Below are 12630 nucleotides of genomic sequence, written 5' to 3'. Positions count from 1 at the left end.
ACTCCGACTATTTTTTGATCGGTTTGCGTGGACCTTTACGGGTACGCGCATTAGTCTTAGTACGTTGACCACGTACTGGTAAACTACGACGATGACGTAAACCACGGTAGCAACCAAGGTCTAAAAGACGTTTGATGCTTAAGGTTACTTCACGGCGTAAATCACCTTCGACAGTAAATTTACCAACTTCTTCACGCAGTTTTTCAATCTGCTCTTCAGACAATTCTCTGATCTTTACATCTTCAGCAATACCCGTTGCTGCACAAATTGCTTTAGCACGAGTTTTACCGATACCGTAAATTGCAGTTAATGCGATTACGGTGTGTTTTTGATCAGGAATGTTAATGCCTGCAATACGGGCCACTATGCACTCCTATTTTTTTGATGTTAATGATATGCTGATCTTGAAAAGCCCGTTTCAGGATACTCAAACAGCATATCAGGACGAATGAGCTGAGCAGTATAACTGCTCAGCGGGTTCTTTGCAAGAAATATGCGTAAATTAACCTTGACGTTGTTTGTGTTTAGGATCGCTACAAATTACACGAACCACACCTTCACGTTTGATTACTTTACAATTACGGCACATTCTTTTAACTGAAGCACGAACTTTCATTGCTTATCCTTTAATAAGGGCTTATTAATTTAAGCCTTTTAAGTTAGCTTTCTTCAACACAGAATCATATTGTTGAGACATTAAATGGCTCTGAACCTGTGCGATGAAATCCATAATAACAACCACTACGATTAATAAAGAGGTTCCACCTAATTGGAATGGAACTTTCCATAATGATGTAATGATATAAGGAACCAAACAAACAAAAGCAATATATAACGCACCGATTAAGGTTAAACGTGTCATTACTTTATCAATATAACGAGATGTTTGTTCGCCTGGTCGATAACCTGGTACAAACGCACCTGATTTCTTAAGATTATCCGCTGTATCACGAGGATTATACTGCATCCCTGTATAGAAGAATGCGAAGAAAATCACTGCCATTGTAAATAATACAATATACAATGGTTGTCCTGGCTGTAATAGTTGTGAAAGGTTAAATAACCATTCAAATCCTTCACTTTGTCCAAACCATTGAGTAATACTTGCAGGAAATAAAATAATACTTGAAGCAAAAATTGCTGGTATTACACCTGCCATATTAACTTTTAATGGTAAATGTGAAGATCTTGCAGGTGCCATCATCCTACCTTGTTGGCGACTTGCATAATTCACAACAATTCTTCTTTGTCCTCGCTCAACGAAAACAACAAAATATGTAATTGCAAATGCAATTATTGCTACTAATAGTAATACAATGAATGATAACTCACCTTGGCGAGCTTGCTCAATTGTTTGCCCAATAGTTGCTGGAAGATCCGCAACAATACCTGCAAAAATAATTAATGAAATACCGTTTCCGATACCACGTTCAGTTATTTGTTCGCCTAGCCACATTAGGAACATTGTTCCAGTTACTAAGCTAATTACAGAAGTTATATAGAATAAGATACTTGGGTTAGGAACTAATCCTTGTACCATATTCGGAAGGGCTAATGAAATACCAATAGATTGAATAAATGCTAGTAACAATGTACCGTAACGTGTATATTTACTAATTTTTCTACGCCCTGCCTCGCCTTCTTTTTTCAATTCAGCTAGAGGTGGGTGAATTGCTGTCAATAATTGAATAATAATTGACGCAGAAATATAAGGCATAATACCTAATGCAAATATAGATGCACGGCTTAAAGCACCACCAGAGAACATATTAAACATATCAATGATGGTGCCTTGCTGTTGTCGAATTAATTCGGATAATACAGAAGCATCAATGCCAGGAACAGGTATAAAAGAACCGATACGGAAAACGATTAACGCGCCTAAAACAAATAATAATCTTGATTTAAGCTCGCCAGTCCCTTTTTGTGTACTACCTTGGTACCCTGGTTGCTTTGCCATCTATTATTCCTCGATAGAACCGCCAGCAGCTTCGATAGCAGCTTTAGCTCCTTTAGTTACACGCAAACCTTTAACTACTACTGCTTTATCAATTTCACCTGATAAGATTACTTTAACAGATAAAATATCTTTAGTAATAATGTTAGCCGCTTTTAATGCTTCTAAAGTTACTTCGTTACCATCTACTTTAGCTAAGTCGTTTAAACGAATTTCAGCCACATGGAATGATTTTAATGACGTAAAACCAAATTTTGGTAAACGACGGTATAAAGGCATTTGACCACCCTCAAAACCACGACGAACACGACCGCCTGAACGAGATTTTTGACCTTTATGACCACGACCACCAGTTTTACCTAAACCAGAACCAATACCACGACCTAAACGTTTAGCACTGTGCTTAGCACCTTCAGCTGGAGAAAGAGAATTTAAACGCATTCTATTACTCCTCTACTTTAACCATATAAGATACTTGATTGATCATACCACGTACTGCTGGCGTATCTTCAAGTTCTACAGTATGACGAATATGACGAAGACCTAAGCCTTTTAACGTTGCTTTATGTTTCGGTAAACGAGCGATAGAGCTACGAGTTTGAGTTACTTTAATTTTTGCCATATCCAATTACCCCAAAATTTCTTCAACTGTTTTGCCACGTTTTGCAGCAACCATTTCAGGTGATTTCATGTTTTCAAGTGCATCAATTGTTGCACGTACAACATTAATTGGGTTGGTTGAACCATACGCTTTAGAAAGAACGTTACGAACACCTGCAACTTCTAATACTGCACGCATCGCACCACCTGCGATGATACCTGTACCTTCGCTAGCTGGTTGCATAAACACACGTGAACCAGTATGAGAACCTTTAACTGGGTGTTGTAATGTACCTTCATTTAAAGCTACATTAATCATATTGCGACGAGCTTTTTCCATCGCTTTTTGGATTGCTGCTGGAACTTCACGTGCTTTACCGTAACCAAAACCAACACGACCATTACCATCGCCCACTACTGTTAAAGCAGTGAAACTCATGATACGACCACCTTTTACGGTTTTTGAAACACGGTTAACCGCGATTAGCTTTTCCTGCAGTTCACCAGCTTGTTTTTCGATGTTTGACATCTCAAATTCCTCTATTAGAACTGTAGACCAGCTTCACGAGCAGCATCTGCTAATGATTGCACACGACCGTGGTATTTGAAACCTGAACGATCAAACGCAACCGCTTGAATACCCTTAGCAATAGCGCGCTCAGCAACAATTTTACCTACTACTGCAGCTGCTTCTTTATTGCCGGTATATTTAACTTGCTCTTTAATTACTTTCTCAACAGTTGAAGCTGCTGCTAGTACTTCTGAGCCATTAGGTGCAATCACCTGCGCATAAATATGACGAGGTGTGCGATGCACAACTAAACGTGTTGCACCTTGCTCTCTCATTAAATGACGTGCACGGCTTGCACGACGGATACGAGCTACTTTCTTATCCATAGTGTTACCTTACTTTACTTTTTCTTCGCTTCTTTAGTACGTACTACTTCATCAGAGTAACGTACACCTTTACCTTTATAAGGCTCAGGTTTGCGATATGCACGAATATCTGCTGCCACTTGACCAATTAACTGTTTATCAGCACTTTTCAGAATAATTTCTGTTTGTGATGGACATTCACCAGTTACGCCTGCTGGCAACGCGTGTTCTACAGGGTGTGAGAAGCCTAAACTTAAAGCAACTGAGTTACCTTTCATTTGTGCTCTATAACCAACACCCACTAACTGCAATTTCTTAGTAAAGCCTTCAGTAACGCCGATCACCATATTATTTACTAGTGCACGAGCTGTACCTGCTTGAGCATCTGCATTTGCGATACCTTCGCGTGGAGCGAAAGTTAATGCATCAGCTTCTTGTTTTACTTCAACTGCATTATGAATTTCACGAGATAACTCGCCGTTTTTACCTTTAACTGTTAATAGCTGACCGTTAAGTTTTACCTCAACACCGGCAGGAATATTAACAGGTGCTTTTGCAACACGAGACATTTTTCCTACCTCTCTATTATGCTACGTAACAGATAATTTCACCGCCCAAGCCTGCTTGACGCGCAGCACGGTCGGTCATTACACCTTTAGATGTAGAAACAACTGCGATACCTAAACCACCCATTACTTTTGGTAATTCATCTTTACGTTTGTAAATACGAAGACCAGGACGGCTTACACGTTGGATACTTTCTACAACTGGTTTGTTTTGGAAATATTTTAAAGTAATTTCCAGTTCAGGTTTTGCACCCTCAACAACTTTAACGCTTTCGATATAACCTTCTTCAGCTAAAACGTTTGCAATAGCAACTTTTAACTTAGATGAAGGCATACTGATTGCAACTTTATTCGCAGCTTGACCGTTACGAATACGGGTCAGCATATCTGCGATTGGATCTTGCATGCTCATGTATTTACTCCCATGATTCCAAATTAAAAGAGGTTATTACCAACTTGCTTTCTTAAGGCCCGGAATTTCGCCACGCATAGCAGCTTCACGAACTTTAATACGGCTTAAACCAAACTTACGAAGTACACCGTGTGGACGACCAGTTTGGCGGCAACGATTACGCTGACGAATTGGGCTTGAATCACGTGGTAAAGTTTGTAACTTTAACACAGCATCCCAACGTTCTTCATCTGAAGAGTTTTTATTTGAAATAATCGCTTTTAACTCTTGACGTTTTGCGTAGAATTTATCAGCTAATTTAGCACGTTTAACATCACGTGCGATCATTGATTGTTTTGCCACGATAACCTACCTTATTTACGGAATGGGAAATTGAAAGCCGCTAATAACGCTTGACCTTCTTCATCACTTTTCGCTGTTGTGGTAATAGTAATATCTAAACCACGTACACGATCTACTTTATCGTAGTCGATTTCAGGGAAAATGATTTGTTCACGAACACCCATACTGTAATTACCACGACCATCAAATGACTTAGCGTTTAAACCACGGAAGTCACGGATACGTGGAACAGCGATAGTAATCAATCTTTCAAAGAATTCCCACATACGTTCACCACGTAGGGTTACTTTGCAACCGATTGGATACCCTTGACGGATTTTAAAGCCTGCAACAGATTTGCGAGCTTTAGTTACTAAAGGTTTTTGACCGCTGATTGCTGCTAAATCCGCTACTGCGTTGTCTAACAGTTTTTTGTCGGTCAATGCTTCACCCACACCCATATTAAGGGTAATCTTTTCGATTCGTGGGACTTGCATGACAGATGAGTAGTTGAATTTCGCTTTTAATTCATTAACTACTGTATCTCTGTAGTAATCATGCAGTTTCGCCATCACATTACTCCAGTTAATTAAATAATTTCATTATTAGATTTGAAGAAACGTACTTTTTTGTCGCCTTCAATTCTAAAACCTACACGGTCAGCTTTGTTTGTTGTTGGGTTGAAAATTGCAACGTTTGATGCATCGATTGCAGCTTCTTTTTTCACTAAGCCACCAGCTTTACCTAAAGCAGGAACTGGTTTTTCATGTTTAGTGATGATGTTTACACCTTCAACAAAAACTTTACCGTTTGGTAACACTTTAGTTACCTTACCACGTTTGCCCTTATCCTTACCGGTAAGAACAATTACTTCATCGTTTTGACGGATTTTTGCAGCCATTACATTCTCCTTATAGTACTTCTGGAGCTAAAGAAATGATCTTCATAAACTTCTCAGAACGAAGTTCACGAGTCACAGGTCCAAAAATACGAGTACCGATTGGTTGCTCAGTGTTATTGTTTAAAATTACACAAGCATTGCCATCGAAACGAATAACTGCGCCATCTGGGCGACGAACACCCTTCTTGGTGCGCACAACAACTGCTTTTAACACATCACCTTTTTTAACTTTACCGCGTGGAATTGCTTCTTTCACAGTAACTTTAATGATATCGCCAATAGCAGCGTAACGACGGTGCGATCCACCTAGAACCTTGATACACATTACGCTACGAGCCCCTGAGTTATCAGCAACATCCAGCATAGTCTGTTCTTGGATCATATTAGTGCTCCGTTAAAATAAAAAAACACCCTTTCGGGACGAACCTGTTTACACAATATAAACAGGGTGCAAAATATACTACAAAATGCGCCGCTTGATCAAGTGAAATTTTAGGCTAATTTAATAAAAAAGCCCCAAGTTACCTTGAGGCTCTCCACTATAAAATTACTCAACCGTTACCGCTTTCGCAAGGTTTCTCGGTTGGTCAACATCGGTTCCTTTAATTAACGCAATGTGGTATGAAAGCAGTTGTAATGGCACGGTGTAGAAAATTGGTGCGGTCACTTCGTCCACTTTCGGCATTACAATCGTTTTGAAGCCTTCAGCTTCTTCAAAACCAGCATCGTGATCAGCAAACACATATAACTGACCGCCACGAGCACGCACTTCTTCAATGTTAGATTTTACTTTTTCTAACAAATCATTTTCAGGTGCTACTACTACCACCGGCATATCGCTATCAATTAACGCTAACGGGCCGTGTTTTAATTCACCAGCGGCATAAGCTTCAGCGTGAATGTATGAAATCTCTTTTAATTTTAACGCCGATTCCATTGCGATTGGGTAGTATTCACCACGACCTAAGAATAGCGTGTGGTGTTTATCCGCAAAGTCTTCTGATAATTTTTCGATCTGTTTATCGAATACTAACGCACTTTCAATTTGTGCCGGCAAGCGTTGTAACGATTGCACGATGTGATGTTCTTGCTCTTCGCTCATACGATTTTGTAAACGACCAATCGCCACGTTTAATAACAATAAGCAGGTTAATTGTGTGGTGAATGCTTTGGTTGAAGCCACGCCAATTTCCACGCCCGCTTTGGTTAAGAACGCAAAATCAGATTCACGCACTAAAGATGAACTTGCTACGTTACATACCGTCATTGCCGCCATATAACCAGATTCTTTCGCTAAACGAAGGGCGGCTAAGGTATCCGCCGTTTCACCTGATTGCGAAAGGGTGATTAATAAGCTGTTCGGGCGAGTGACGAATTTACGGTAGCGGAACTCAGAAGCGATTTCCACATCGCAGCTTACGCCTGCAAGTGATTCAAACCAGTAACGAGCCACCATACCTGCGTTGTAAGAAGTACCACAAGCCACAATTTGAACGTGCTCTACTTTAGATAAAATGTCCGCCGCATTTGGAGAAATCGCTGAAACATCCACTTTACCGTCTTTGATACGGCCATCTAAGGTGTTCATAATCGCAACCGGCTGCTCGAAAATCTCTTTTTGCATATAGTGGCGATATTGCCCTTTATCCGCCGCATCCGCTTCAAAGTTACCTTCGTGGATTTCACGCTCTACTTTATTGCCTTGACGATCATAGATTTCTACCGTACGGCGAGTAATTTCCGCTACATCACCTTCTTCTAAGTAAGCAAAACGGCGAGTTACGCTTAATAGAGCAAGAGGGTCTGATGCTAAGAAGTTTTCTCCCACACCGTAACCAATCACTAATGGGCTACCTGAACGAGCCACAATTAAATGTTCCGGTTCTTCTTCGTTCAACACCACCGTACCGTACGCACCACGCAGTTGAACCACAGTTTTTTGCACAGCTTCTAATAATGACGAAGCTGAACGCAATTCCCATTCCACTAAGTGAGCAATAACTTCAGTATCGGTTTGCGATTGGAAAACGTAGCCACGCTCTTGTAAAACGACTTTTAACTCTTCGTAGTTTTCGATAATGCCGTTATGCACTACCGCAATTTTGCCACTACGATGTGGGTGAGCGTTGGTTTCTGACGGCTCACCGTGTGTTGCCCAACGAGTGTGTGCAATACCTGTACCGCCAATTAATGGTTTAACTTCTAATGCTTCATCTAACGCTTTCACTTTACCCACACGGCGAACGATCTGCATTTTTTTCTCGTCAGCATTTAACACAGCTACACCAGCTGAATCGTAGCCACGATATTCTAAGCGGTGTAAACCATCAACTAAGATTTCAGCCACATCACGTTGTGCTACTGCACCTACAATTCCACACATAAATTTGCTTCCTATTTTTTTAAGTTAAAAATTCGATTATTTCGCTTTTGTTACTGCTATTTTGCAATAAGGACTTCGACACCCATTTTCTCAATTTGTTCTTTCGTTTCAAAACTTAATTGATTATCGGTAATAATTTTGGTGATTTTTCCCCACTCCAGTTCAATATTTGGCATTTTTCGCCCAATTTTTTGTGATTCAATCAACACTATCACTTCTCGGCTCACTTCCGCCATTACTTGACTTAAACCAACTAATTCATTGAAAGTCGTTGTGCCACGAGCCAAATCTAAACCGTCTGCACCAATAAATAGCTGGTCAAAATCATAAGATCTTAACACTTGCTCAGCCACTTTTCCTTGAAAAGACTCCGAACGGCTATCCCAAGTGCCACCTGTCATCAATACGGTTGGTTCACACTCAAGAGAGGTTAATTCAGCCGCTAAATTCAGCGAGTTGGTCATCACCACTAAACCCGTTTGGTTTAATACCTTAACCAACGCTCCAGTCGTACTGCCGCTATCAATAATGATACGGTTATGATCTCGAATACAATCTCGAGCGGCTTGAGCAATCATTTTCTTTTGAATCGAAAATTGCTCAATAAATTCTTCCTCCATCATTTCTGATGGGATTTTCACTGCACCGCCATATTTTCGCAATAAAAAACCACTTTCTTCTAAAGCGGTTAAGTCTTTACGAATCGTTACCTCTGAGGTTTCAAATAGTGTAGCGAGCTCATCTACACTCACTTCCTGTTGCGATTGCACCATCTGTACAATTAAATGACGGCGTTGTTGAGTGTTACGTTTTGACATTACAACCTCAAAATAAATTTCGTTTCAAAACTTTCTGCATTATAAAGAAAGAAAATAATAAAGAAAAGCAAGAAATGTATAATTTACACAAATTATACAAAACAAAACCGCCTGCAATCTTGATTACAAGCGGTTCCTTTTATTCAATTTTTTGTAATTACTTAATTTGGCTACCAATTACACCACCAAGTGCCGCGCCACCTAAGGTTGCACCGGTTGAATTACCAATTGCGTGTCCTGCAACGCCACCAACAGCTGCACCAATCGCCGTATTACGTTGCGATTTGGTCATATTGTTACAGCCTGATACTGCAACCGCTAAAACTGCTACACCAACAACTTTTAAAATAGATTTCATATTAATCCCTCATTATTAATCAGTTTCAAATCGGTCAATCTCCTTGACCTAATCTATAAGATTTCTTCTTTTTGAAAAGGTTCAATAAGAAGATTGTAATTGCAAAATTTTAAGCAAATTCGACCGCTTGTTTAGCTGAACTGTGAAGCAGCTCACAGAATTATGCCCTGTTTTTTGCTATATTTCGCCTAATATTCTCCCTAACTATTAAGGAAATCACAATGAAATTAAAAAAATTGGCTTTGACAGCATCTACTTTATTGCTCGGTTCATTATTTACTCAATCAGTATTGGCGGAAGGTCGTTTAACGGTTTATTGTAGTGCTACTAACGAGCTTTGCGAGCAAGAAATTCAAGCGTTCGGTAAGAAATATGATGTAAAAGTTTCGTTTGTGCGTAATGGTTCGGGCAGCACATTAGCGAAAATTGAAGCGGAAAAAAATAACCCTCAGGCGGATGTTTGGTACGGCGGTACGCTTGATCCGCATTCACAAGCGGCAGAAATGGGCTTGTTAGAACCTTATCAATCGCCAAACCTTACCCAAATTATCGAAAAATTCCGTGATCCTGCAAAATTAAAAGGCAACTATTCTTCTGCGGTGTATATGGGGATTTTAGGCTACGGGGTGAACTTAGATCGCTTGAAAAAACTCGGTATCGAGAAAGTGCCGACCACTTGGGAAGAGTTACTTGACCCACGCTTAGCAGGCGAAATTCAAATTGCAGACCCGCAAAGCTCAGGTACTGCTTATACGGCGATTGCGACTTTCGTGCAACTTTGGGGTGAAGAAAAAGCCTTTGAATACTTCCGTAAATTACACAAAAATATCTCACAATACACCAAGTCAGGCATTACGCCGGCTCGTAACACCGCTCGAGGCGAAACTACTATCGGTATCGGCTTCTTACACGACTATGCTATTGAGAAGAAAAACGGAGCAAATATTGAGATGACTGCTCCCACTGATGGTACAGGCTATGAGCTTGGTGGTGTGAGTATCTTAAAAGGGGCGAGAAATCTTGAAAATGCGAAATTGTTCGTGGATTGGTCGCTTTCTAAAGAAGCTCAAGAACTCTCTTGGCAAAAAGGGAATGCGTTCCAAGTTTTAACGAATACGACAGCAGAAGCCTCGCCTTATGCTCTTAATCCAAAAGATTTAAACTTAATTGACTACAATTTTAAGAAATATGGTTCAAGCGAAGAGCGTAAACGCTTGATTGACAAATGGGTTAATGAAGTTAAATTAGCGAAATAATCCTATCTTTTAGAGGGGGCTTTCCCCCTCTTTTCTATCTGTGAGGTATTATGCAGAGTTTTTCTTTTTCCCGACCGCTTGTATGGGTGGTTATCGGTTTACTCGGTTTTCTCTTATTGCCCGCTAAAGCATTAGATTATGGCTTGTTTGATTCAACAAAAGACGAGCTTTTTAATGCGATGGGTTGGTCAAATTTAAATATCACTTGGGCATGGTTCTTATCGCTTTTTGCATTTTTATTGCCAAATCCGACCGCTTGTAAACGCAGAGCTAAGCTAGAATTAGTCGGCTTAGGTTTATTATTTGCTTTTATTTTCTTATCGGCAATTGTACTCAAAATCAGCTTAGGCTATGCGGTATTGCCTCTGATTATTGCCATTACAGGGCTAGCCACCAATAATCTTGCCATTCTTAAAGTAATGCAGGGCGATCGCTTTATTATCGGCTCATTGATTAGCATTATTTTGCTGATTTTCTTCTTTATTGTTTACCCAACCATTGCGATTTTCGTTTCAATGTTCTACAACGGCGACGAGTTTGTGCCAAGCCAAGTGCTAACCATTTTACAACAGCCTTATGTGGCACGAGTGGTGGGGAACTCGTTATCGGTTGCGGGAACGGTGGGCGTACTTTCCACCCTGTTTGGTTTGGCTTTTGCACTTTATACCACTCGTATTGCTAAACGCTCTGCGTTCATCGGGCGAATTTTCTCGATTTTACCCATTGTTACCCCTCCCTTTGTGGTGGGTTTAGGCGTAACGCTAATGCTTGGGCGTTCGGGCTATGTAACCGAATTTTTAGTGGAACACTTTGGTTTTGCCAGTAACTGGCTCTATGGTTATACCGGGATTGTGATTGCTCACACCCTCGCACTTACACCAATGTCTTTTATGATTTTGGAAGGAGCGTTGAAATCCATTCATCCGTCTGTGGAAGAAGCCGCTTACACCTTGCGTTCTAATCGCTATCAAGCCTTCTTTAACATTATTTTCCCGTTACTCAAACCTGCTCTGGCGAACTCATTCTTAGTGGTGGCAATTCAATCCCTTGCCGATTTCAGTACCCCATTAGTTTTAGGTGGCAGTTTTGATGTGATCGCTACTCAAATCTACTTCTATATTGCCGGCTCGCAACTTGATTATGCCTCAGCAAGTACACTTGGGGCAATCTTGCTCGTATTCTCGCTTGCGATTTTCGTGATCCAATATCTCTGGATCGGCAATCGCTCTTATGTAACGGTATCAGGAAAATCTTATCGTGGCGATGTGCAAGATTTACCAAGCGGTATGAAATGGCTCATTATTTGCACATTGTTGTTCTGGGGAACGTTCAACTTGGTGCTTTACGGCAGCATTTTCTACGGCAGTTTTACTGTGAACTGGGGCGTGGATTACACCTTAACGCTTGATAACTACATCAAGCTGTTCGGGCAAGGCTTTAGCGATGGCGGTTTCCCATCACTCATTCAAACCGTGATTTTTGCCGCTGCTGCCGCTCCAATTACGGCTCTGTTTGGTTTGTTGATTGCTTATGTTACGGTTCGCCGTGATTTCAAAGGCAAAAAAACGTTGGAATTTTTAACTTTACTTTGCTTTGCCGTGCCGGGAACGGTAGCCGGGGTGTCTTACATTCTCGCCTTCAACGATTCACCGATTTATTTAACGGGTACAGGTATGATTATTATCCTCTCAATGGTAATGCGAAATATGCCTGTGGGTATGCGTGCCGCCATTGCCGGTTTAGGGCAATTGGACAAATCGTTAGATGAAGCCTCTCTTTCACTAAAAGCCGGCTCATTTAAAACAATGTTGTTTGTGGTGTTACCACTCCTCAAGCCAGCCTTGCTTTCCGCTTTAGTAACTAGCTTCGTGCGGGCAATGACTACCGTGAGTGCAATTGTATTCTTAGTTACTGCTGATACGCGTGTTGCAACCTCTTATATTCTCAACCGAGTAGAGGATGGCGAATACGGTATTGCGATTGCTTACGGCTCCATTTTGATTGTCGTGATGATGGCGATTATTCTAATTTTCGATTGGATCGTCGGCGATACACGTATTGCTCGCTCTAAGGCAAAGAAAATGTAAAAAGACATCTACTCTCCCCTTTATGGGGGAGAGACAGAAAAATACTTCGTTCAGAAGTATTTTTCAGAGAGAGGGATATAATTAAAAGGACAAAA

18 protein-coding genes are annotated in these 12630 nt (G+C 40.7%); 2 read left to right on the top strand and 16 right to left on the bottom strand.

Going from position 1 to position 12630, the window contains the following annotated elements; translation table 11 throughout:
- Positions 1-7: 7 nt before the first annotated feature.
- The 16 genes from rpsM to A6B40_RS06985 form a co-directional block, all read right to left on the bottom strand.
- Positions 8-364, bottom strand: a complete 357-nt coding sequence (gene rpsM / locus A6B40_RS07060; RefSeq protein WP_005599322.1) for a 30S ribosomal protein S13 — start codon at positions 362-364, stop codon at positions 8-10.
- Positions 365-502: 138 nt separating this feature from the next.
- Complete coding sequence (gene rpmJ / locus A6B40_RS07055) at positions 503-616, bottom strand: 50S ribosomal protein L36 (protein ID WP_006250018.1); 114 nt, start codon at positions 614-616, stop codon at positions 503-505.
- Positions 617-640: 24 nt separating this feature from the next.
- A complete protein-coding gene (gene secY, locus A6B40_RS07050; RefSeq protein ID WP_025216420.1) occupies positions 641-1960 on the bottom strand; it encodes a preprotein translocase subunit SecY in 1320 nt (439 codons plus the stop codon).
- A gap of 3 nt (positions 1961-1963) precedes the next feature.
- Positions 1964-2398 (bottom strand): 50S ribosomal protein L15, encoded by a 435-nt coding sequence (rplO, locus tag A6B40_RS07045; RefSeq protein WP_025216419.1) that lies wholly within the window; start codon positions 2396-2398, stop codon positions 1964-1966.
- A gap of 4 nt (positions 2399-2402) precedes the next feature.
- Positions 2403-2579, bottom strand: a complete 177-nt coding sequence (gene rpmD / locus A6B40_RS07040) for a 50S ribosomal protein L30 (RefSeq protein ID WP_006250021.1) — start codon at positions 2577-2579, stop codon at positions 2403-2405.
- Positions 2580-2585: 6 nt separating this feature from the next.
- Positions 2586-3086 carry a 30S ribosomal protein S5 gene (rpsE, locus tag A6B40_RS07035; protein WP_005705945.1) on the bottom strand — a complete coding sequence of 167 codons (501 nt, stop codon included), beginning with the start codon at positions 3084-3086 and terminating at the stop codon, positions 2586-2588.
- Positions 3087-3100: 14 nt separating this feature from the next.
- A complete protein-coding gene (gene rplR, locus A6B40_RS07030; protein WP_025216418.1) occupies positions 3101-3454 on the bottom strand; it encodes a 50S ribosomal protein L18 in 354 nt (117 codons plus the stop codon).
- 14 nt (positions 3455-3468) lie between these two features.
- Entirely contained in the window at positions 3469-4002 is a 534-nt protein-coding gene (rplF, locus tag A6B40_RS07025) for a 50S ribosomal protein L6 (protein ID WP_025216417.1), read from the bottom strand.
- Between the two features lie 16 nt (positions 4003-4018).
- Positions 4019-4411 carry a 30S ribosomal protein S8 gene (gene rpsH, locus A6B40_RS07020; RefSeq protein WP_025216416.1) on the bottom strand — a complete coding sequence of 131 codons (393 nt, stop codon included), beginning with the start codon at positions 4409-4411 and terminating at the stop codon, positions 4019-4021.
- A 36-nt stretch (positions 4412-4447) separates the two neighbouring features.
- On the bottom strand, positions 4448-4753 hold the full coding sequence (rpsN, locus tag A6B40_RS07015; protein ID WP_176671948.1) for a 30S ribosomal protein S14: 306 nt from the start codon (positions 4751-4753) through the stop codon (positions 4448-4450).
- Between the two features lie 11 nt (positions 4754-4764).
- Positions 4765-5304 (bottom strand): 50S ribosomal protein L5, encoded by a 540-nt coding sequence (gene rplE / locus A6B40_RS07010; RefSeq protein ID WP_025216414.1) that lies wholly within the window; start codon positions 5302-5304, stop codon positions 4765-4767.
- A gap of 17 nt (positions 5305-5321) precedes the next feature.
- Entirely contained in the window at positions 5322-5633 is a 312-nt protein-coding gene (gene rplX, locus A6B40_RS07005; RefSeq protein WP_025216413.1) for a 50S ribosomal protein L24, read from the bottom strand.
- 10 nt (positions 5634-5643) lie between these two features.
- Entirely contained in the window at positions 5644-6015 is a 372-nt protein-coding gene (gene rplN / locus A6B40_RS07000) for a 50S ribosomal protein L14 (RefSeq protein WP_005711998.1), read from the bottom strand.
- A gap of 165 nt (positions 6016-6180) precedes the next feature.
- A complete protein-coding gene (gene glmS / locus A6B40_RS06995; RefSeq protein ID WP_112110359.1) occupies positions 6181-8016 on the bottom strand; it encodes a glutamine--fructose-6-phosphate transaminase (isomerizing) in 1836 nt (611 codons plus the stop codon).
- A 56-nt stretch (positions 8017-8072) separates the two neighbouring features.
- Complete coding sequence (locus tag A6B40_RS06990; RefSeq protein WP_176671947.1) at positions 8073-8834, bottom strand: DeoR/GlpR family DNA-binding transcription regulator; 762 nt, start codon at positions 8832-8834, stop codon at positions 8073-8075.
- Between the two features lie 157 nt (positions 8835-8991).
- Positions 8992-9192, bottom strand: coding sequence for a glycine zipper 2TM domain-containing protein (locus A6B40_RS06985; protein ID WP_025216410.1), 201 nt, complete (start codon positions 9190-9192; stop codon positions 8992-8994).
- A 221-nt stretch (positions 9193-9413) separates the two neighbouring features.
- On the opposite strand from A6B40_RS06985, the gene A6B40_RS06980 reads away from it, so the two are divergent.
- Positions 9414-10448 carry an ABC transporter substrate-binding protein gene (locus tag A6B40_RS06980; RefSeq protein ID WP_112110358.1) on the top strand — a complete coding sequence of 345 codons (1035 nt, stop codon included), beginning with the start codon at positions 9414-9416 and terminating at the stop codon, positions 10446-10448.
- Positions 10449-10498: 50 nt separating this feature from the next.
- Entirely contained in the window at positions 10499-12535 is a 2037-nt protein-coding gene (locus tag A6B40_RS06975) for an ABC transporter permease (RefSeq protein WP_112110357.1), read from the top strand.
- The last annotated feature ends 95 nt before the right edge of the window (positions 12536-12630 follow it).

It is taken from the genome of Mannheimia varigena, from assembly GCF_013377235.1.
Classification (GTDB): Bacteria; Pseudomonadota; Gammaproteobacteria; order Enterobacterales; family Pasteurellaceae; genus Mannheimia; species Mannheimia varigena.
Note: the sequence above shows the minus strand (reverse complement) of the source record. Positions and strands in the feature narration are given on the sequence as shown.

Coding starts and splice junctions, on each gene's coding strand:
- rpmJ (WP_006250018.1), bottom strand. CDS start 616: ATGAAAGTTCGTGCTTCAGTTAAAAGAATGTGCCGTAATTGTAAAGTA.
- secY (WP_025216420.1), bottom strand. CDS start 1,960: ATGGCAAAGCAACCAGGGTACCAAGGTAGTACACAAAAAGGGACTGGC.
- rplO (WP_025216419.1), bottom strand. CDS start 2,398: ATGCGTTTAAATTCTCTTTCTCCAGCTGAAGGTGCTAAGCACAGTGCT.
- rpmD (WP_006250021.1), bottom strand. CDS start 2,579: ATGGCAAAAATTAAAGTAACTCAAACTCGTAGCTCTATCGCTCGTTTA.
- rpsE (WP_005705945.1), bottom strand. CDS start 3,086: ATGTCAAACATCGAAAAACAAGCTGGTGAACTGCAGGAAAAGCTAATC.
- rplR (WP_025216418.1), bottom strand. CDS start 3,454: ATGGATAAGAAAGTAGCTCGTATCCGTCGTGCAAGCCGTGCACGTCAT.
- rplF (WP_025216417.1), bottom strand. CDS start 4,002: ATGTCTCGTGTTGCAAAAGCACCTGTTAATATTCCTGCCGGTGTTGAG.
- rpsH (WP_025216416.1), bottom strand. CDS start 4,411: ATGAGCATGCAAGATCCAATCGCAGATATGCTGACCCGTATTCGTAAC.
- rplE (WP_025216414.1), bottom strand. CDS start 5,304: ATGGCGAAACTGCATGATTACTACAGAGATACAGTAGTTAATGAATTA.
- rplX (WP_025216413.1), bottom strand. CDS start 5,633: ATGGCTGCAAAAATCCGTCAAAACGATGAAGTAATTGTTCTTACCGGT.
- rplN (WP_005711998.1), bottom strand. CDS start 6,015: ATGATCCAAGAACAGACTATGCTGGATGTTGCTGATAACTCAGGGGCT.
- glmS (WP_112110359.1), bottom strand. CDS start 8,016: ATGTGTGGAATTGTAGGTGCAGTAGCACAACGTGATGTGGCTGAAATC.
- A6B40_RS06990 (WP_176671947.1), bottom strand. CDS start 8,834: ATGTCAAAACGTAACACTCAACAACGCCGTCATTTAATTGTACAGATG.
- A6B40_RS06985 (WP_025216410.1), bottom strand. CDS start 9,192: ATGAAATCTATTTTAAAAGTTGTTGGTGTAGCAGTTTTAGCGGTTGCA.
- A6B40_RS06980 (WP_112110358.1), top strand. CDS start 9,414: ATGAAATTAAAAAAATTGGCTTTGACAGCATCTACTTTATTGCTCGGT.
- A6B40_RS06975 (WP_112110357.1), top strand. CDS start 10,499: ATGCAGAGTTTTTCTTTTTCCCGACCGCTTGTATGGGTGGTTATCGGT.